Annotated in this window: 18 protein-coding genes; 10 read left to right on the top strand and 8 right to left on the bottom strand. The window is 68.4% G+C overall.

Annotated elements, in window-relative coordinates; genetic code table 11:
* Positions 1 to 732: 732 nt before the first annotated feature.
* Both AB0B82_RS27175 and AB0B82_RS27170 read right to left on the bottom strand, forming a co-directional pair.
* Positions 733 to 1,407: an SIS domain-containing protein gene (locus tag AB0B82_RS27175; RefSeq protein WP_360174329.1), complete on the bottom strand. Its 675-nt coding sequence runs from the start codon at positions 1,405 to 1,407 to the stop codon at positions 733 to 735.
* A 45-nt stretch (positions 1,408 to 1,452) separates the two neighbouring features.
* Positions 1,453 to 2,202: an NAD(P)H-binding protein gene (locus AB0B82_RS27170; RefSeq protein WP_360174326.1), complete on the bottom strand. Its 750-nt coding sequence runs from the start codon at positions 2,200 to 2,202 to the stop codon at positions 1,453 to 1,455.
* A gap of 72 nt (positions 2,203 to 2,274) precedes the next feature.
* On the opposite strand from AB0B82_RS27170, the gene AB0B82_RS27165 reads away from it, so the two are divergent.
* Both AB0B82_RS27165 and AB0B82_RS27160 read left to right on the top strand, forming a co-directional pair.
* Positions 2,275 to 2,619, top strand: coding sequence for a helix-turn-helix domain-containing protein (locus AB0B82_RS27165; RefSeq protein ID WP_360174323.1), 345 nt, complete (start codon positions 2,275 to 2,277; stop codon positions 2,617 to 2,619).
* 47 nt (positions 2,620 to 2,666) lie between these two features.
* Positions 2,667 to 3,107 (top strand): MarR family transcriptional regulator, encoded by a 441-nt coding sequence (locus tag AB0B82_RS27160; protein ID WP_360174320.1) that lies wholly within the window; start codon positions 2,667 to 2,669, stop codon positions 3,105 to 3,107.
* A 220-nt stretch (positions 3,108 to 3,327) separates the two neighbouring features.
* Here the strand turns inward: AB0B82_RS27160 and AB0B82_RS27155 are convergent, their stop codons facing one another.
* On the bottom strand, positions 3,328 to 3,507 hold the full coding sequence (locus tag AB0B82_RS27155; protein WP_360174317.1) for a hypothetical protein: 180 nt from the start codon (positions 3,505 to 3,507) through the stop codon (positions 3,328 to 3,330).
* Between the two features lie 372 nt (positions 3,508 to 3,879).
* Between AB0B82_RS27155 and acs the strand changes: the two genes are divergently transcribed.
* Complete coding sequence (acs, locus tag AB0B82_RS27150; RefSeq protein ID WP_360174335.1) at positions 3,880 to 5,814, top strand: acetate--CoA ligase; 1,935 nt, start codon at positions 3,880 to 3,882, stop codon at positions 5,812 to 5,814.
* 52 nt (positions 5,815 to 5,866) lie between these two features.
* On the opposite strand, the gene AB0B82_RS27145 is transcribed toward acs, so the two are convergent.
* Both AB0B82_RS27145 and AB0B82_RS27140 read right to left on the bottom strand, forming a co-directional pair.
* Positions 5,867 to 6,307 (bottom strand): DUF402 domain-containing protein, encoded by a 441-nt coding sequence (locus AB0B82_RS27145; RefSeq protein ID WP_360174314.1) that lies wholly within the window; start codon positions 6,305 to 6,307, stop codon positions 5,867 to 5,869.
* Between the two features lie 47 nt (positions 6,308 to 6,354).
* Positions 6,355 to 7,071: a methyltransferase gene (locus tag AB0B82_RS27140; RefSeq protein WP_360174311.1), complete on the bottom strand. Its 717-nt coding sequence runs from the start codon at positions 7,069 to 7,071 to the stop codon at positions 6,355 to 6,357.
* 48 nt (positions 7,072 to 7,119) lie between these two features.
* On the opposite strand from AB0B82_RS27140, the gene AB0B82_RS27135 reads away from it, so the two are divergent.
* The 7 genes from AB0B82_RS27135 (at position 7,120) to AB0B82_RS27105 (ending at position 12,720) form a co-directional block, all read left to right on the top strand.
* The gene (locus AB0B82_RS27135) at positions 7,120 to 7,572 is read left to right on the top strand and encodes a hypothetical protein (RefSeq protein ID WP_360174308.1); all 453 of its coding nucleotides are present in this window, start codon (positions 7,120 to 7,122) and stop codon (positions 7,570 to 7,572) included.
* A gap of 71 nt (positions 7,573 to 7,643) precedes the next feature.
* Positions 7,644 to 8,882 (top strand): MFS transporter, encoded by a 1,239-nt coding sequence (locus AB0B82_RS27130; protein ID WP_360174305.1) that lies wholly within the window; start codon positions 7,644 to 7,646, stop codon positions 8,880 to 8,882.
* 158 nt (positions 8,883 to 9,040) lie between these two features.
* Positions 9,041 to 10,360 (top strand): GGDEF domain-containing protein, encoded by a 1,320-nt coding sequence (locus AB0B82_RS27125; protein ID WP_360174302.1) that lies wholly within the window; start codon positions 9,041 to 9,043, stop codon positions 10,358 to 10,360.
* Between the two features lie 108 nt (positions 10,361 to 10,468).
* Complete coding sequence (locus AB0B82_RS27120; RefSeq protein ID WP_360174299.1) at positions 10,469 to 10,885, top strand: MarR family transcriptional regulator; 417 nt, start codon at positions 10,469 to 10,471, stop codon at positions 10,883 to 10,885.
* Positions 10,886 to 11,564: 679 nt separating this feature from the next.
* Complete coding sequence (locus tag AB0B82_RS27115; protein ID WP_360174296.1) at positions 11,565 to 11,729, top strand: hypothetical protein; 165 nt, start codon at positions 11,565 to 11,567, stop codon at positions 11,727 to 11,729.
* Positions 11,678 to 11,902, top strand: coding sequence for a winged helix-turn-helix domain-containing protein (locus AB0B82_RS27110; RefSeq protein ID WP_360174332.1), 225 nt, complete (start codon positions 11,678 to 11,680; stop codon positions 11,900 to 11,902). Before AB0B82_RS27115 ends, AB0B82_RS27110 begins: the two co-directional genes overlap by 52 nt.
* Positions 11,903 to 12,024: 122 nt before the next feature.
* On the top strand, positions 12,025 to 12,720 hold the full coding sequence (locus AB0B82_RS27105) for a DUF981 family protein (protein WP_360174293.1): 696 nt from the start codon (positions 12,025 to 12,027) through the stop codon (positions 12,718 to 12,720).
* Between the two features lie 96 nt (positions 12,721 to 12,816).
* On the opposite strand, the gene AB0B82_RS27100 is transcribed toward AB0B82_RS27105, so the two are convergent.
* The 3 genes from AB0B82_RS27100 to AB0B82_RS27090 all read right to left on the bottom strand — a co-directional run bounded on the left by AB0B82_RS27100 (position 12,817) and on the right by AB0B82_RS27090 (position 18,645).
* The gene (locus tag AB0B82_RS27100; protein ID WP_360174290.1) at positions 12,817 to 16,395 is read right to left on the bottom strand and encodes a CARDB domain-containing protein; all 3,579 of its coding nucleotides are present in this window, start codon (positions 16,393 to 16,395) and stop codon (positions 12,817 to 12,819) included.
* Positions 16,396 to 16,627: 232 nt separating this feature from the next.
* Complete coding sequence (locus AB0B82_RS27095) at positions 16,628 to 18,301, bottom strand: cation acetate symporter (RefSeq protein WP_360174287.1); 1,674 nt, start codon at positions 18,299 to 18,301, stop codon at positions 16,628 to 16,630.
* Complete coding sequence (locus AB0B82_RS27090) at positions 18,301 to 18,645, bottom strand: DUF485 domain-containing protein (RefSeq protein ID WP_360174284.1); 345 nt, start codon at positions 18,643 to 18,645, stop codon at positions 18,301 to 18,303. The genes AB0B82_RS27095 and AB0B82_RS27090 overlap by 1 nt, the downstream gene beginning before the upstream one ends.
* Positions 18,646 to 18,698: the final 53 nt, after the last annotated feature.

Here is an 18,698-nt window from a genome sequence, read left to right as displayed (position 1 = left end):
TGGGTTCCTGACCCGTGTGAAGGGTACGGAACCCACAACACGATGGGTGAACCCACCGTGTTGTGGAAACCCGGGTAGCGCCGACGACCACGCCATCGCCCCACGCCGTACCACTACCCCGCGTGGTGGGGATTCTTCGTCGGTACACGAGCAGAGAACCCCAACTGGCGCGGATATCCGGGGGTGAACCGCGCTGGAGCACCCGTTCTCGGTTCCATCACCGCCTACGACCACCGAGAATCCAGACCAGGCCGTGCGTCAATCATCTAGGTCAAGCCGCCGGCCACATAGTCACGCGGACGGTCACTGGGTCGCGCTGACGGTCACCGAGTCGCGCGGACGGTCACCAAGTCGCGCGGACGGTCGCTGAGTCGCGCGGACGGTCACTGGATCGCGCCGGCGGTTACCGGGTCGCGGGCGACCGCAACGGTTCGCTGAGTCCACGCCGACCGTGTACCGCTGACCGCGGAAAATCCTCCTAGTACTACAGCCGGAGATCGTGATCTGCGGCGGCGTCAGGCCACGATCCGGGCCCGATCCGGGGAGGATTTCACCCCAGGATCGGCCAGAAATCCTCCCCAAATCCGCCAAGACAGGCACATAACGAAGACCGCGCCGGCCGGAGATCACGATCTCCGGCTGTAGCACTAGGAGGATTTCCCCATGACAGTGGAGGATTCTGCCCCGCCACAAGCAGAAAACCCTCCAGAGATCCACGGCTTCCGCGGACCGCTAGACGTTCAGGCTGCGGAGGACGTTGGGCGGGTGGCCTTCGGCGGCCAGGCGGGTTACTACTTCGACCGTCAGGGCCTGGAGGAGGAGGGCGCCTACCAGTGTGGAGGTTGCGCCGGTGGGTTCCGGCGTACCGGGGACGGTGATGAGGGCGTCGCCGGGTACGCCGCAGTTGTCGATGACGACGTCGGCGGTTTCGAAGAGGCGCTGGCCACCGGGGGCGCGGGACGTGGTGGCGTTGGAGTGCGCGAGGGACGTCAGCGCGATCACCTGGACGCCGCGGGCGCGGGCACCCAGTGCGAACTCGACGGGGACGGCGTTGCGGCCGGAGTTCGAGGCGATCAGCAGTACGTCGCCGGCGGCGAGCGGGTTGATCTCGAGGAGTACGTCGGCGAGGCCGGGGAGGCGTTCGAGCAGCGAGCTCTTCTGGAGGCCTTCGTGCAGCATGAGTCCCGGTTCGAGGATCGCGCGGACGTCGGCCAGCCCGCCGGCGCGACCGTACAGTTCCTCGGCCAGCATGTGGCTGTGCCCGGTCCCGAACACCCAGAACGTCTTCCCGTCGGCGAGCGCGCCGGCGATCAGCCCGGCCGCCACACGGATCGCGCCCAGTTGGGTGTCCGCCGCCTGCTGGGCGATCGCCAACGCCTTGCTCAGGTACTCCTCGGCCCCAGACATGATCCGAACCTATCGCCCGTACGCCGGACCTCGCCAGGCACCCGTCTAGACCGTAATGCCGATCGCCTCGCGGTGATGGGCCGGACGGTCCGCCTCGTCGACGAGCGCCACCGCGAGATCGGCGTACGAGATGAGGTCGCGCGCGTTCGCCGGGGCGACGCGATACCTGCCGCCGCGTGTGGGATCGGCGTGGTCGAAGTCGCCGGTCGGTGCCACCGACACCCAGTCGAGGGCCGAACTCGCAAAAATGTCGAGCGCCGCCTGATGCGCGAGGAAGAACGAGCGGTACTCGGTCGGATAGCCGTCGGTGTCCATCAGCAACGTGCCGTCGGCAGTCGGCAGGATCGACGCCAGCCCGACCCAGACAAGCCGCGCGACGCCCGCCTTCTGCAGCCCCTCGACCAAGGCCCGCGCCGCGGCCGGAAAGAACACCGCCGGATCGCTCGCACCGTCGTACACCCCCGCGATCACCGCGTCGTACCCCACCGCCAGCTCGGCGATCCGCGCAGCATCCGTCACATCCCCGGCAACCAACCCACCGGCCAACTCACCACCGGCCGACTCACCACCGGCCGACCCGTGACCGCCCGACCCGCGACCGTTCGCCCCGGCAGCGACCGACCCGGCTGCGACCGACCCGGCTGCGACCGACCCGGCTGCGACCGACCCGTCAGCGACCGACCCGTCAGCGACCGCTCGGGCGACGCCCAGGACTTGGTGACCTCGGGCGCGTGCTTCCGCGACGGCTGCCCTGGCGGCGCGGCCGCGGGCGCCGATGACCAGAATCTTGCTCACCGCAACCTCCTTGAGAAGTGGTACGGCGACCGTAGAAGGAGGGGTGGTTACCGATTGGATACCTTGGTGGATATGGAGGCGTTGCGGGCGGACATGTTCGAGGAGATCTGTCCGTCGTCACTGCTGCCGTTCCGGATCGGTGGCGACAAGTGGGCCGGGCTGGTCCTGCGGTGCCTCGAGGACGGGCCGCGCCGGTACTCCGAACTGCGCGTCCCGCTCGCCCGCATCAGCCCGAAAAGCCTCACCCAGTCGCTGCGCGGGCTCGAACGGGACGGTTTCGTCCGGCGGATCGAGAGCGGGCGCCGGGTCACGTACGAGCTGACCGAGCTGGGTCGCAGCCTGCTCGAACCGGTCCGGGTGTTCTGCGCCTGGGTGGAGGAGCACTGGGACGAGCTCCTGGACGCCCGGGAATCGTAGGTCCAGCCAACGCTGGGGACGAACCGTTGACGGCATAGACTGCCGGGGTGGATGAGCAGACTCCGACCGCCCTGACCCAACTGCCGAGCTGGCTGCTGACCCAGAGTGCGGCCCAGGCGCACCGGGTCGTCACCGAGTCCTTTGCTGCCGGAGGTGCGCGAGCGTACCACTTCCGGTTGCTCGCGACCCTGGTCGAGTTCGGTCCGGCCAGCCAGGCGACGCTCGGCCGGCGCAGTTCGATCGACCGTAGCGACGTGGTTGCCGCTCTCAACGAACTGGAGGAGGACGGGTTCGTCGAGCGCAGCCCCGACCCCGAGGACGGGCGCCGCAACGTCATCACGATCACGACGGCGGGCAAGCGGCACTACCGGCGGCTGACCAAGCTGATCGGCAGCGCGCAGGAGGAGATCTTCGCGCCGCTGTCGGCCACCGACCGGACTCGCCTGACCGCGATCCTCGGGAAGCTGCTCGCCTACCACCAGCAGTAGCCGGTATCCCGTACGCGAGCTACGACCGACCACGCCACTGGATCGCCGGTACGCCGACGTGCCACGCGCCGACGTACGCGTTTTCCGAAACCGGTACGCCGACGTGCCACGGGCCGACGTACCCATTCCTCGAAGCCGGTAGGCCGACGCCCGCCGTACCGCGCTGCCGATGCGCGTACGCCGATCCGCACCAGCTCGGCGTACGCGCTGGTGGACCTGGTCAGTGCAGCGGTAGCTGGGCGCGGGTGGCGCGTTGGGTGCGGCGGACGCGCAACTCGCGGGCGTGAACGCGGCGGCGGGCGGCGCGGGAGATCTTCCGACGCTCCTCGGAAAGATCAGCCGGCGAGGGCAGATCGGTGGGGGCGGTCGGCAACGGCGGCAGCGGCTGCATCGGGTTCACACAACCTCCGATGCACTCCGAGACCGATTGGTTCCGCCGAATCGTGGCAAATGGTCGATGCCCCGGCCACCGAGTCGTGGAAAGTGGTCCCGGCGATCTGCCGATTTCCACGACTCGGCGGGGCTGCCGCCGCCCCACTGCCAAAACGGGCCGGCGGGCGGCGTGGGGTGGCTGTTCGGCGCAGAATCGTGGCGGCTGGGCGATACGCCGGTTCCCGTGGTGGGGGCGACGTTGGTAGAAAGGTAACCGGGCGCTCCAGCGCGCCGAAGCCAGCGAGGAGGAGTCGTCGACGTGACGAATGCAGAGTCACCCCAGCCCGAGGCCCGGTCCGAAGCGCAATCAGGGGCGCAGTCAGAGGCGCTGTCGAACCTGATGCACGAGGAGCGCCGGTTCGAGCCGCCCGCCGAACTCGCCGCGAACGCGAACCTCAAGGCCGACGCGTACGAGCGCGCCGCCGCCGATTTCGAGGGGTTCTGGGCCGAGCAGGCCAAGCGGCTGACCTGGGCGACCGAGCCGACGCAGACGCTGGACTGGAGCAATCCGCCGTTCGCCAAGTGGTACGCCGACGGCAAGCTGAACGCGGCGTACAACTGTGTCGACCGGCACGTCGAGAACGGGCTCGGCGACAAGGTCGCCTACTACTTCGAGGGTGAGCCTGGTGACGCCCGCGAGATCACCTACGCGCAGCTGAAGGACGAGGTCAGCAAGGCCGCGAACGCGCTGCTCGAGCTGGGCGTGAAGCCCGGCGAGGTGGTCGCCATCTACATGCCGATGATCCCGGAGACCGTGGTCGCGATGCTCGCCTGCGCCCGGATCGGTGCCCCGCACACGGTCGTGTTCGGCGGGTTCTCCTCGGATGCACTGAAGGGCCGGATCCAGGACTGCGACGCCCGCGTGGTGATCACGTCCGACGGCGGGTACCGCCGAGGTGCCGCCGCGGCCCTGAAGCCCGCGGTCGACACGGCGCTCGAGGACTGCCCCGACGTACGCAACGTGGTCGTGGTCCGTCGGACCGGCCAGGACACGAACATCGTCGAAGGCCGCGACCTGTGGTGGCACGAGTTCGTCGAGAAGCAGTCGACCGAGCACACCCCGGAGGCGTTCGACGCCGAGCACCCGCTGTACGTGATGTACACGTCCGGCAGCACGGGCAAGCCGAAGGGCATCCTGCACACCACGGGTGGCTACCTGGTCGGTACGGCGTACACCCAGTGGGGTGTGTTCGACCTGAAGCCGGACACCGACGTCTACTGGACCGCCGCCGACATCGGCTGGGTCACCGGGCACAGCTACATCGTGTACGGCGCCCTCGCGAACGCGACCACGTCCGTGCTGTACGAAGGGACGCCGGACACCCCGCACCAGGGCCGCTGGTGGGAGATCGTCCAGAAGTACAAGGTGTCGATCCTGTACTGCGCGCCGACCGCGATCCGGACGTTCATGAAGTGGGGCGCCGACATCCCGGCGAAGTTCGACCTGTCGTCGCTGCGGGTGATCGGGTCGGTCGGTGAGCCGATCAACCCGGAGGCCTACGTCTGGTACCGCGAGCACATCGGCGGCAACAAGGCGCCGGTCGTCGACACCTGGTGGCAGACCGAGACCGGGATGCACATGATCTCGCCGCTGCCCGGCGTCACCGCGGGCAAGCCGGGCGCCGCGATGAAGGCGATCCCGGGGGTCGAGGTCGACGTGGTCGACGACTCCGGAAACTCGGTGCCGGACGGTTCCGGTGGCTACCTGGTCATCACCAAGCCGTGGCCGGCGATGCTGCGCACGCTGTGGGGTGACGACCAGCGGTTCGTCGACACCTACTGGTCGCGGTTCGAGGGCAAGTACTTCGCCGGTGACGGTGCGAAGAAGGATGAGGACGGCGACATCTGGCTGCTCGGCCGGGTGGACGACGTGATGAACGTGTCCGGGCACCGCCTGTCGACCACCGAGATCGAGTCCGCGCTGGTCTCGCACCCGAAGGTCGCCGAGGCGGCCGTGGTCGGCGCGTCCGACCCGACCACCGGGCAGGCGATCGCCGCGTTCGTCATCCTTCGCTCGGAGGCGGGCGACGGTGGACCGGACGTCGTGCAGGAGCTGCGCAACCACGTCGCCAAGGAGATCGGCCCGATCGCGAAGCCGCGGCAGATCATGGTCGTCTCGGAGTTGCCGAAGACGCGGTCGGGCAAGATCATGCGCCGGCTGCTCCGCGACGTCGCCGAGAACCGCGAGGTCGGTGACGTCACCACCCTCGCCGACTCGACGGTGATGGACCTGATCAAGTCCAACCTGGCGGCCGGCAAGTCCGACGAGGACTGACCGAACTCCACACAGCGGGCCCCCCGGCACCTCGCCGGGGGCCCGCTGCGTTTCACAGGAACGACGGAAAGCCTTCCAGCTCGACCACTTCCGGCGGCGGAAACTCCGATTCCGTCGGCTTTCCGTCCGCCCGCGGCAGGTACCGGTCCATGAACCGCTGCGTCGCCACCAGGACGTCGGCGCACCGCGCGGCAGTCAGCTGTCCCGCACGCAGCGCCTCACCGAGCTCGTCGAGATCGAGGATCCGGTACTGGTCTCCGGCGGGCGGGATCATCACGTCGGCGTACAGGTCGTGGACGACGAGCCCGTCGCCGGTCCGTTCGATCTCCACCAGATCGACGTACCACCATCCCTCCAGCGCCCCGGTGAACACCACCGGCTTCGTCACCTGCACCCCTTCGTCCAGCAACAGGTACGACCGATCGACCGTCGGCCGCCCTGCGACCTGGTACTGCGGCAGGATCCGTACGTCGTACCCGACGACCCGCCCCACCTGCCGCCCCGAACACCATTGCCCGGTCCGGTGCAGGACGCGGACCTTCACGCGGGCCGGGCCCGGAAAATGATGATTCCGACGTACTGCGCGAGCCATTCCTGCTTGTGTGGGTAGAGCTCCTGTTTCTCCTTGGACAATTGAGGTTCCAGCACCCGCTCGACCCGGAAACCGTTGTCGGTAAGGGCGTTGTGGATGCTCGAGAACGTGTCCGTCGTATGGGTCAGCGTGACCTCCGGATTCCATCGGGACGGGTACGAGATCGGCCCGACCGCGTGGTACGCGTCCCCCAACCCCATCCCGTCCCGCTCGGACCGTTCCACAGCCCACCGGATGGGGTGCGCCATCGATACCACCAGTACGCCGTCGTCCGCGAGCATCGAGCGGACGGTGCGCAGCGTCCGGCCGCGGTCTCGCGCATATGCCAGCGTCTGCAGAAACAGCACCACATCGAAACGCCGACCGGTCAGTGAGTCGATCTCGTCGAGCGCCGACAAGTCCCCAGGGATCAGCGTCACGTCAGTACTATCGGACGGAGTCAGGAACTGTCCGGCGACATCCACCCCCACCGCCGCGGCGGCCCCGTGATCACGGACCAGCTCGATGGTCTTCGCACCGTTGCCGCAACCGACGTCCAGGACAGTGGAGCCCTGCACGGACCCGATCAGGGATCGCTGCGCCTCCCATTCCATCAGTTGGTCGAGTGAATCCTCGCGACCACGGGACTGCTCGTACGCCGTGGTCAGCGTCTGCCAGGGGTCCATACCGCGACGCTATCCGGCCGAGGACCGATCGGAGGCTACCGTCGGCGTGTGAACACCGCAGTGACGATCGGTTTGGCGCTGGTGCACGTCGGAGTGGCTGCGGCCTGGGTCGGCGGCATGGCCTACTCGCTGTTCGTCGTCCAGCCGAAGGTCAAGCGCTTCTTCGCCGCGGACGGCGACGGCCGTGAGGCCTTCACCATGGTCATTGCCTCAGGCAACCGATGGAAGGTCGTCGGGCTGATCGCGGTGATCGCGCTCACCGGCGCCGGCCTGCTGGTGATCGATCACGCCGACTGGCAGATCCACGTCGTCAAAGGGGTTCTGCTGCTGATCGCGACCGGCATCTTCTGGTACGTCTCCTGGTGTCACTGGCCACAGCGCGTGTTCGCGACCACGGCCGAGCTTCCGAAATTTCAGTCACGCTTGGTCACCTTGGCCACCACGATGCTCGGCCTGGCCGGCACGGCGTTCGCGCTCGGCGTGGTCGCCGTACATCGCTGAAGACGCAGCCGAACCTCCGCGGCACGCACCACGGTGCGCGTACGCTTGCGCATCGTGGGTAGTTTGACCTCGTGAACCGCCGCCCCGCACGTTCTTCCACCGACCCCGCCGAGCAGCCCGCCACGTACGGCGAGGTGTTCGGTGTTGCCGAGTTCCGTTGGCTGTGGCTGGCCCAGCTCGGGTCCGTGATCGGCGACCAGTTGGCCCGCGTCGCCCTGGCTGTCCTCGTCTTCGATCGCACCGGATCGGCGGGGCTCTCCGCGGTCACCTATGCCTTGACCTTCCTCCCGGACATCGTCGGCGGACCTTTGCTGTCGGGGCTGGCCGATCGGTATCCGCGACGCCGCGTGATGATCTGGTGCGACGTGGCGCGAGCGTTGTTACTCGCTGCGATGGCGATCCCGGGGACGTCGCTGTGGATCCTCTGCGTGCTGCTCGTCGCCGTCCAGCTGCTCGCGTCACCGTTCCAGTCCGCGCGCGCCGCGCTGCTGCCGTCGATCCTGTCCGGCGACAGGTTCGTGCTGGCGACCTCAGTGACGAACATCACTGGCCAGGCCGCCCAGCTGGCCGGCTTCGTCACCGGCGGAACGCTGGTCGCGGCCTTCGGCGCCGAGCGAGCTCTCCTCGTCGACGCCGGCACGTTCGCGTTGTCCGTCGTCCTGCTGAAGCTGGGTGTCAAGGAACGCCCGCTGCCGGAATCGGCCACGAAACGTCCCGGATGGTGGGCGTCCGTCTCAGCAGGTGCCAAGCTCGTCTGGACCGACCGGCGCCTGCGCTACCTGGTCGCGCTCGCCTGCATGGCCGGTTTCTACGTCAGCGTCGAAGGACTCGCCGCGCCGTACGCCGCGGCGGTCAACGCCGGTCCGATCGCGGTCGGCGTCCTGCTCGCCGCGAACCCGGCCGGCCAGATGGTCGGGATGTTGCTGCTCACGCGGGCCGCACCGGCCCGGCGGCTGCGGCTGATGGGTCCGCTGGCGATCGGGTCGTGTGCACCGCTGATCGGCTGTTTCTCGGAGCCCGGACTGTGGGTGACCGCGGCGTTGTGGATGATTTCCGGGCTGTGCGCGTCGTACCAGCTCGCCGCGAACGCGGACTTCGTGCTGAACGTCCCGGACGCGCAGCGCGGCCAGGCGTTCGGCCTGGCGCGCACTGCGCTCATCGTCTCCCAGGGGATCGGAGTACTCGCCGCGGGGGCGGCGGCGGATCGGTGGTCGCCGCCGCTGGTGGTGGCGACCACGGGAGTGATCGGGGTACTTGTCGCGGCGGGCGCGGCGTACGGGTACGCCGGCGCGATCCGCCGGTCGGCATGACGGCTCACCAGTCGTTGTTCTGCATGGCGGCGGCCTCCTCTCGCGGGTTCTGGGCGCGGTTGGCGTACGCGGCGAGGTTTGGGCAGAGAAGCCATGACATTGCGTGCATGTCACGGCTACTCTGTGACAAGGACCGACTGTGAGGCGGGGGTCTTTTCATGAGTATCCGGCATCGGCTGGTGCGGCGTCGCCTGCGCCGGCGTCAGGACATGCCGTGGAGCCCGACCAGGTGGGCACTCTGGTCGCAGCCCCGGAGCGTGCTCGGGTATGTCCTCGCGGTCGAACTCATCACCGCGGTGGTGGTTGTGTCAACGGTCGACCTGGTCGCCGTCACGAGCGGTGACTGGATTCGCCTGCTGGTGCTCGCGGCCGGATCGGCGATCCACCTCGAGGCCGCGCGGGACATCGAGCGGCTGCGCAAGGTCGGCGCCGAGGGCATCCCGTACACGAACCTGAAGGGCATGTGGACGTTCGCCGGCGTCCTCATCCTGCCGCCGCCGCTGGCCGCGGCGCTGATCGCCAGCACGTACGCGCATTCGTGGTTCCGGGTCCGGCGCGTGCCGCCGTACCGCTCGGTGTTCACCGCGACGACCGTCATCCTGGCCGGGGCTGCGGGTGCCGTCGCGCTCGCCGCGATTCGTCCGGGGGTGTACCCCGGGTATCCGTCCGGGCCGCTCGGACTCGTCGCGGTGGTCGCGGCCGGGTTGGCGTACTGGTTCGTGAACTACGCCCTGGTCGCGGGCGCGATCATGCTGGCGAACCCGGACTCCCCGGGTCGCAACGCGATCGGGAAGCTGTCCGAGCAGCTGATCGTGGCCGGTTCGCTCGGGCTGGGGGTCGCCACCGCCGCGCTGCTGCTCAGCCAGCCGTGGGCCGTCGCGGTCCTGCTGCTGACCATCCTCGGTCTGCATCGGGCGCTTCTGGTCGAGCAGTTCCAGACCGCGTCGCGGACCGATCCGAAGACCGGCCTCGCGAACGCCGCGTTCTGGCACGAGATCGCCCGCCGCGAGTTCGCGGGCGCTGAGCGGACGAGCTCCCGGCTCGGCGTGCTGTACCTGGATCTCGACCACTTCAAACTCATCAATGACACGTTCGGTCACCTGGCCGGGGACGAGGCGCTCAAGGCGGTCGCCGAGGAGCTGCGGCACGAGGTCCGCGACAACGACTTCGTCGGCCGGCTCGGCGGTGAGGAGTTCGCGATCCTGCTGCCGCAGACGTCGGCGTCCGACACCGCGCTGGCCGCCGAGCGGATCCGGCGGCGGATCGCCGGCCTCGCGATCACCATCCCCACCCCGAGCGGCCCGGTCGTCTGCGACACGATCACCTGCTCGATCGGCGTCGCGACGTACCCGGAGTCCGGGACCAGCCTGGACGAGCTCCAGATGGCCGCCGATCTGGCCATGTACCAGGCCAAGGACGCCGGCCGGAACCGCGTGATCGCCGCCCCGGGCAACGCCGGCGAACTGCCCGCCTCCTGAGGTTCGATCGACCCGTCTCGCGACGACTCGCGCCCGGATCGGCCTGCCGTGGTAGGCGATGCTGGGGCGCCTGTGCCAGGATTGCGCTTCCCGACGGAGGTGATCACGATGGCGCAGGAAGCGTTGCAGCTGCTGGTCAGCATGCACAGGATCGTCAGGCACCTGCGCCGGAGCAGGACCACCACGCTCCTGCACCCGACGCAGTTCCTGGCGTTGATGCTGATCGCCGACGAGCAGCCGATCCGGATCGGCGAGATCGCCGCGCGCGTGCCGTGCAGCCAGCCGACCGCGACCACCACAGTCGCGGCCCTGGAGGAGGCCGGCCTGGTCCGCCGTGAGCCCGACCCGGTCGACGGGCGCGCGACGGCGGTTGTCCTCACCGATGCCGGCGCCGAGACTGTCGCAGCCTCCGGGCGTCAGGCGGCTGAGGAGCTGAGCAACATCCTCAACCGCCTCGACGAATCCGACCGCAACCTCGTGCTCCAGGCCGGCGCGATCCTGTCCCGCGTCACCGACGACCTGTGAGCTCGCGGCTGCAGCCGCGAGCGTCGTACCGGAAGAGCTTCGGCGTGCTGACGCCGGCGATCAGGACGCGGCCCCAGCGGTCGGGATGGATACCTGTCGCGGACCTGCGCCCGTCGCTGCCGGCTTGAGGAAGAGGCTGAGCTCGGAGCGACGGCTGGTGCCGCGGTACACGGTGCCGATGGCGACGGGTGGCGTGTGGCGTGTGTGGCGTGTGTCAGGTCGACAGGACGTGTCCCGTGTCAGGGGGCACAGCTGAGCGTGATTCAGGCGCCGAACACACCCGCCCTGCACCACACTAACTGTCGAGCGTGCACACCTTCGGGCCGCGCATCAATCATCTAGGCGAGTTTTCGGAAGCCGGCGAGCAGGCGCCAACTGCAGCGGCCGGCGCGGCGGCGCGCGCGGCAGGGCGGCGCGGCGGCGCGTGGCGTGGCGTGGCGGCGCGTGGCGTGGCGGGGCGGGGCGTGGCGGGGCGTGGCCGTGGCGGGGGTGTGGTGCGGCGGGGCGGACAGGGGTTTACTCCTCGTGTTGGGGGTTCTCCGTAGGTACAAGAGCAGACAACCCCCAACAGCGACGGATATCCCGTCGTGTTGGAGTCATGCGGCCGGACAACCGCCCGCGCCCGACCCACAGATCAGTCTCAAGCGCCGCGGATTCCCGCTACCGTCACATTCAGGGGATGATTCGGGTCCACTTCACCGCGGCGGACCTCGGGCGGGCCGAGTTCGCTGTCGCGGCCGATGACGCGGACGACGCACTCGCCAACTTGCTGGCCGCACGCGCGCCGCCGTACTGCGCTCTCTCACGCATCCCGCCACCACGAGCCAACTGTCCCGCCGGGTAGGCATCTCCCTGGCCTCCACCTCGGAGCACACCCGAGTACTCCGCACCGCCGGCCTCATCACCACCCACCGAACCCAAGGCACCGCCCTCCACACCCTCACTCCCACCGCCCACCATCTCATCGCCGGAGCGTCCCTCGGCCCGGCTCCCTCCCACCACGCCACCGGCGGCTGATTTCCACCGTTGGTTGCCTTCGCGCCCGATTTAGTTGCCGAGCGCCCATAAGGCGTTGCTCGCCGTTACGCTCCCGTCAGCGTGCATCCATCGTGCCGCGCGTGACGACCGAAAGGCTCCGTATGATCACCTACACGACCTTGATGGGATTCGCCTCCGGAATGGGGATCCTGCTGGTCGTCCAGCTCGGCCGCAGGTTGCTGGTCTCGCCGCGCGCGGGCATCGTCAGCTTCGACGGCTGGGCCTTGTCGTTCGCCGGACTCGGCGCCATCCTGACCGTCCTCGGCGGCCACATGTCGGTCGCCTGGCCGCTGCAGAATCCCGAGCGATTCAAGAACTTCATGTTCGGTGAGCCGGTCGTCGTGCTCGGAGTTCTGCTGCTGTCGGCCGGCTTCTTCCTGTGGCGGCGCGGGGATGCGCTGGTCGCCATGCTCGGACCCAAAGGCGCCGTGAGCGAAGAGGTCCGGACCTACCTGGCTACCGTGTTGCGACCGGTCGTCTGGATCGTGTTCGGTCTCGGGCTCGTACTGGCAGCGTGTGCGGCAGCCGCGCTCCGCTACGAGGTTTTCGCGAGCGCCCCGCCGCAGGAGCCGCTCCTGGGCACGCTCCCCAAGAGTCTCGTGAACCTGCCTCTGTGCGCCCTGTACGTGCTGCCGGCGGTCGGGTGCCTACTGGCACCCTTGGCTGTCATCGGTCGCTCCCGCGGCGCAATGGCAGTCACCGGGGTCACGCTCTCCTTGACGGGCCTTGGCTGGCTCGCGGTGGCGGTTCTGGTCTATTACACGCACGTAGGCATGGACTTCAACTTCCGTGGGTGATGGACGTCCCACGGATGTCTGAACAGTGCGGGGCCGCGAGGTGGTTGACTCGCGGCCCCGCCGTTCGGTTGCCGTTGGCATCCAACCGCGGTCGGATCAGTTGCGGTGGATGGTGAAGGTTGTGGTGGGGTTGTGGATGTCTACCGCGTTGTCGGTGAGGGTGAGGTTGTTGAAGGTGACTTCGCCGCGGGCAGGGCCTTCGCCCGGTTCGGGGAGCTCGTTGGCCCAGATGCCGAAGCCGGACTTGGCGTCGAAGGCATCACCGGACTTGCGGGCGCCGGAGACCGTGACGTCGGTGAAGATCGTGTCCGCGACCGGAAACAGCGGGTTTCCGTTGACGTAGTCGGTCTGGAACATGATCCCGGAGTACGTCGGATCGACGACGTCCAGGCCGGAGACCCGGATGCCCTGGAAGATCTTCGTGGCCGAGTAGATCCAGACACCCGGGAACGTCTGATTTCCCCAGAAATGGCCGCCGGAACGGATTACGGTCGCGTTCTGCACCTGCGTCGGCGGTGTCGCGCCGAACCCGTTCATCGGGATGCCGAAGTCCAGCGAGCTGATCGTGATGCCCGGGTAGGTCAGCATGTCCGCCGCGTACAGGTTCCGGAAAACGTTGTTCGTGCCGCCGTACACGGCGAACCCGGCGGCCCGCCAGGTGAGCACGGCGGACAGGTTCTCGAACACGTTGTCCCGGACTTCGCCGCCGCCGTTGTCGGTGGCGTTGAAGAGCGCGAAGCTGTCGTCGCCGGTGGACCGGGCCTCGCTGTTGCTGACGGTGTTCCCGGACGACCCGTTGGTCATGTTGACGCCGTCCGCGAACGTGTTCCGGATCCGGGCGTTGGTGATCACCGAGTTGTCGGTGTTCGCACCCCAGTACAGGCAGAGCTGGTGCTCGACCCAGATGTTGTCGATCGTCATGTTCGACGTACCCGCGAAGTTGAACACCTTCCCGGGGCCGTTGATGCGGCTGTCGTAGTTGCCGAAATACGAGAACCCGCGGAACGTCGAGCCGTTGGCCGACGGTTGCGCGTCGAACCCGATATCGGTGTTCGACTGGTTCTGCGGTGCCACGAACCGGGTGAACCACGGCCCGGCGCCGACGACCTGGATCGCCCGGCCGGACACGATGAACTTCGACGACGTCTGGTACTCACCGGCCGGCAGGTACACGCCTTGCAACGTGGGGTTCTGCCGTACCTGGTCGAGCGCCTTCTGCACGTCCTGGTGGGTGAATCCGTTCGGCGTCACGAACCCGGCACCCGGGTTCCCGATCGCGGTGGCCGCCTCGGTGTCGATGAAGTCGATCGAGTACGTCGTCGCGTTCGCCGGATCCTTCTGCAGCCGGATCTTCGTCCCGGCCGGGTAGGTCTGATCGAACATCAGGTTGGCCTCGTCGTAGATGTGCCGCGCCGGTCCCGAGCTGGGTGAGTTGTTCGGCTCCGCCTCCGCGCCGTACAGCCAGGAGTACTTCGAGGTGAGCGGCAACGACTTCGCGAAGGTCCCGTTGACGTAGACGCTCAGCGTCGACGACTGGCCGCCGCCACCGGGCGCGTCCGGGATCGAGAAACGCGTGACCAGTGTGTTGGTGGCGGCCCGGGTGGTGAACTCGACGAACGCGCCGGTCGAGTTCAGCGTGACCGCGCGCCGTCCGGACGCCTCGCCGGCCAGGTCGCCGATCGTCCGGTTCGGTCCGATCACGTTCGCGCCGCCGCCGACCGAGGCATCTTCCGCCTCGAGGTGGTCGTACGGCAGGTTCGCGCCGCGCCCGACGAACAGCGGCCGCTCGCTGGTGTTGTTGAAGCGCTTCACGGGCAGCTCGTTCGCGTCGTCCGCCAGTACCACGCGCACCGTGTAGCGGCCGTTCGCCGCCGTCCAGTTGCCGACAGCAACGGCCGGAGTGGTCGCACCGGCCGCGATCGACCCGGTGTAGCTGCCGGTGAGCGTCGTCACCACGGAGGAACCGTTCAGGACGGTCAGGGTGATGCCGTGCGGACCGGTGGCCGAGGCGACACTGCCTTGGTTCCGGACCGCCACGGAAAATGTGACGGAATTTCCGGCGGACGGATTTCCTGGCGTCCAACTGACCGCGGCGGCCACCAGGTCCGAGCTCGCCAACGGGGTGACGACCAATGGTCCGGATGCCGCGCCGCTGTTGTTGCCGTCGTTCTGCTCGATGACCGAGTTCGCCTCGTCGACCTTGGCGCTCAACGCGTAGGAGCCCGCGTCCCGAGTACCGATCGACGCGCTGACCGTCGTCGAGGCGCCGGCCGCAAGCGCACCGACCGCCGCCGTGCCGACCTTCGTCGTCCCCAGGTAGAAGTTGACGTCGGTGGCCGGCGAGGCGCCGGTACCGGCGTTGTTGACGGTCGCGCGCACGGTGATCGTGTCCGTCTCGACCGGCGACGTCGGCGTCCACGACACCCCGGACAGCGTGAGATCCGGGTTCGGTGCTGGGACGCCGATGACCTGCAGCTCAGCCACCTGACCGGCCGGGGCGCCGGTGTTCCCGGTGAAGTTCAACCGGACGTCGGCCACGCGCGAACTGACCGGAATGGTCACCGCGTTACCGCCGGCGGGATCGAAGGCGTACGACGCCGACGCGACGACGGTGCTGAAGCCGGACGCGCTCTGCTCGCGCCCGAGGATCGAGAACGTCTGGGTCCGCGGTCCCCAGACCGGATCCGGGTTCAGCCGGACGACCACCGAGCTGAGGTCCGCGTTCGCACCGAGATGCGTGGTCAGGGTCGCCGGCTGACCGTTGCCCTCCCAGTACGTCGTCACGTCGTCGTCGTTGGCGTTGGTCGCGACGAACGTGTGCACGGATCCGGACGCGGTGATCGGCTTGTTCAGCGCGAGGTTGCTGCCCGCGCCGCCACTGCCGTTCCGCATCACCGTGTTGCTGTTCGGCGATTGGTTGCCAGCGGCATCTTTCGCGCGAACGTAGTACGTGATCGACACATTGGCGGGCTGGTTGTCGGTGTACGTGAGCACGGTGCCGGCCACGCTGGTGCGCAGTTGACCGTTGGCGTACACGTCGTAGCCGGTGACGCCGACGTTGTCGGTCGACGCGTTCCAGGTGAGCTTGATCTGCCCGGCGCCGGGTTCGGTGAGGGTCAGGCCGCCCGGGGCGGTGGGGGCCTGGGTGTCGCCGGTCGCCGGACCGTAGACCTCGAGTTCGGACAGTTGCCCGGCCGGCCAGCCGGTGTTGGCGGTGAATCGGATCCGGACGTACCGCGTGGTGGCGGTGCCGTAGTCGACGGTGACCGTGTTGCCCGGCGGGGCGAAGGTGCGCGGAGCGGCCGCGGACAGGTCGCTGAAGTTCTGCCCGTCGATGCTGCCCTGGACGGCCAGGGTCTGGTCCCGGGCGCCCCAGTTCGCGGTCGGCAGTTTCAGGACGATCTGGTTGGTGGCGACCGTCGAGCCGAGGTCGACCTGGACCCACTGCGGGAACGCGTCGTTCGCGCTCTCCCAGTAGCTGCTCTGATCGCCGTCGGTCACGTTGGAGGCGATGTAGTTCTGGGTGCTGCTGCTCGCCGACGCCGGCTTCCCGGCCGCGAGGTTGGGCCCGGCCGGCGCGGCGGCCTGCGCCACCGGAGCCGGCCGAACGAGGGGTACGGCCGCGAGACTCGCGGCCACGAGGGCGATCAGCAACCGCCGGGGCAGATTTCGCATGGGCCTCTCCTGATGGGGCGGAACAGGGAAGAGCCACCGCGGCAGAAGAGTTCAAAACTTTCGCAGACTTTGCCCAGTTCTTGCGCGGCGATGCCCCATTGTTACGACAGCAACAACACACCGTCAACGCCTCGTGACACACCAACGGGCCGGCCCGCAGCACTGCGAGCCGGCCCGGATGGCCCTCGGGGGTGCGGGCAGTCGCGAAGCTGCCGCCGCCCGGGGGTCGGGGTCAGTGGCGGACGGGCCCTTCGGCGCCGGCGCCGGTGAGGGAGCGGACGGAGAGTTCGGGGTAGCGGTCCGCGCTGGACTTGTCCTTGCCGAGGTAGGTGCCGATCACGCCGAACACGAAGCCGAGCGGGATCGAGACGATGCCTGGGTTGGACAGCGGGAACCAATGGAAGTCCGCACCGGTGATCATCGAGTTGGCGCTGCCGGAAACCACCGGCGAGAAGAACACCAGCACGACGGCCGAGATCAGACCGCCGTAGATGCTCCAGGTCGCGCCGGAGGTGTTGAACCGCTTCCAGAACAGGTTGAACAGCAGCGCCGGCAGGTTCGCCGAGGCAGCGACCGCGAAGGCCAGCGCGACCAGGAACGCGATGTTCAGCTTCTGCGCCGGGATCGCCAGCCCGATCGCCACCGCACCGATCCCGATCGCCGCGAACCGCGCCATCCGCACTTCCTGCTGCTCGGTGGGTTGCTGCTTCGCGATGACGTTGGCGTACAGATCGTGCGCGAACGACGACGCCGATGTCAGCGTCAGCCCGGCGACCACCGCGAGGATCGTGGCGAAGGCGACCGCCGCGATCAGTGCCAGCAGGATCGCGCCACCGGTCGAACCGGCGCCGCCGCCGACGGACTCGGCCAGCAGTGGCGAGGCCACGTTGCCCTTCGAGGTTGCGACCGCGGAGTCTTTGCCGGTGTCCAGCAGCGCCGCGGCACCGAAGCCGAGCGCCAGCGTCATCAGGTAGAAGACACCGATCAGGCCGATCGCCCACTGCACCGAGCGCCGCGCGGACCGCGAGTCGGGCACGGTGTAGAAGCGGATCAGGATGTGCGGGAGACCCGCCGTACCGAGGACCAGTGCCAGGCCGAGCGAGAGGAAGTCGATCTGGCCGACGAGGTCCTTGCCGTACAAAAGACCCGGCTGGAGGAAGGCCTCGCCCTTGCCGGTCTTCTCCGCGGCCGAGCCGAGCAGCTGGGAGATGTTGAAGTCGAACTTGAGCAGTACCAGGAACGTGATCACGACCGTGCCGGTCATCAGCAGCACGGCCTTGACGATCTGTACCCAGGTGGTGCCCCTCATGCCGCCGATCGTCACGTAGACGATCATCAGCGCGCCGACCAGCACGATCACCGCGGCCTTCAGGCCTTCGCTGTGGACGCCGAGCAGCAGCCCGACCAGCGAACCGGCGCCGACCATCTGGGCCAGCAGGTAGAAGATCGAGACCACGATCGTCGAGGTCGCCGCCGCGGTCCGGACCGGGCGCTGCTTCATCCGGAACGCGAGCTGGTCGGCCATCGTGAAGCGGCCCGAGTTCCGCAGCAGCTCGGCCACCAGGAGCAGCGCGACCAGCCACGCCACCAGGAAGCCGATCGAGTACAGGAAACCGTCGTACCCGTACAGCGCGATCTGGCCGGAGATACCGAGGAACGACGCCGCGGACATGTAGTCACCGGCGACCGCGAGGCCGTTCTGTGCACCGCTGAACGAGCGCCCGCCGGCGTAGTAGTCGGCCGCGGTCTTGTTCTGCCGGGACGCCCACCAGGTGATGTAGAGCGTCACGGCAACGACCGCGGTGAACAACGAGACCGTCAAGGTCCGGTTTCCGGGCTCGGCCGCCAACGGAACCGCCTGCGAGAGCACCGAGGGGAGGACCGAGGGGAGGGCGAACAAGGACATCACCGGCGGCGCTCCCTCTTGTACTTGGCGTTCAGGCCGTGGGCGAGCGGATCGAGCTTACGGTTGGCGAACCGGCCGTACAGTGCCGCGATCACGAAGGTCGAGACGAACTGCAGCAGGCCGAAGACCAGCGCGACGTTGATGTGCGTGCCGCCGATCTTGTGGCTCATGAACCCACGTGCCCAGTTGTTGCAGGCGACGTAGGCCAAGTACCACGCCATGAAGGCGATCGTCCACGGCACCACGAAGTTCTTGTAGCGCCGTTTCAGCTCGGTGAAGTCGGCCGCTTCGTGCACCGCTTCGTACGCGCGCGCGTCGCGCTCGCGCACCGTCTCATCAGCCATGAGGTCCCAGACTCCCAACGACTTAACGACAGCTCTGGACTGAACACGTGCAC

This window comes from Kribbella sp. NPDC048915 (assembly GCF_040649595.1).
Lineage (GTDB): Bacteria > Actinomycetota > Actinomycetes > Propionibacteriales > Kribbellaceae > Kribbella.
The sequence above is the reverse complement of the archived record's forward strand: the minus strand, read 5'-3'. Positions and strand labels throughout refer to the sequence as shown.

What these genes read in the sequence shown, in the direction of transcription:
- AB0B82_RS27100 (WP_360174290.1), bottom strand. Translation starts at nt 16,395, where the DNA reads ATGCGAAATCTGCCCCGGCGGTTGCTGATCGCCCTCGTGGCCGCGAGT.
- AB0B82_RS27095 (WP_360174287.1), bottom strand. Translation starts at nt 18,301, where the DNA reads ATGTCCTTGTTCGCCCTCCCCTCGGTCCTCCCCTCGGTGCTCTCGCAG.
- AB0B82_RS27140 (WP_360174311.1), bottom strand. Translation starts at nt 7,071, where the DNA reads ATGGACCCCTGGCAGACGCTGACCACGGCGTACGAGCAGTCCCGTGGT.
- AB0B82_RS27165 (WP_360174323.1), top strand. Translation starts at nt 2,275, where the DNA reads ATGGAGGCGTTGCGGGCGGACATGTTCGAGGAGATCTGTCCGTCGTCA.
- AB0B82_RS27120 (WP_360174299.1), top strand. Translation starts at nt 10,469, where the DNA reads ATGGCGCAGGAAGCGTTGCAGCTGCTGGTCAGCATGCACAGGATCGTC.
- acs (WP_360174335.1), top strand. Translation starts at nt 3,880, where the DNA reads ATGCACGAGGAGCGCCGGTTCGAGCCGCCCGCCGAACTCGCCGCGAAC.
- AB0B82_RS27175 (WP_360174329.1), bottom strand. Translation starts at nt 1,407, where the DNA reads ATGTCTGGGGCCGAGGAGTACCTGAGCAAGGCGTTGGCGATCGCCCAG.
- AB0B82_RS27090 (WP_360174284.1), bottom strand. Translation starts at nt 18,645, where the DNA reads ATGGCTGATGAGACGGTGCGCGAGCGCGACGCGCGCGCGTACGAAGCG.
- AB0B82_RS27125 (WP_360174302.1), top strand. Translation starts at nt 9,041, where the DNA reads ATGAGTATCCGGCATCGGCTGGTGCGGCGTCGCCTGCGCCGGCGTCAG.
- AB0B82_RS27115 (WP_360174296.1), top strand. Translation starts at nt 11,565, where the DNA reads ATGATTCGGGTCCACTTCACCGCGGCGGACCTCGGGCGGGCCGAGTTC.
- AB0B82_RS27105 (WP_360174293.1), top strand. Translation starts at nt 12,025, where the DNA reads ATGATCACCTACACGACCTTGATGGGATTCGCCTCCGGAATGGGGATC.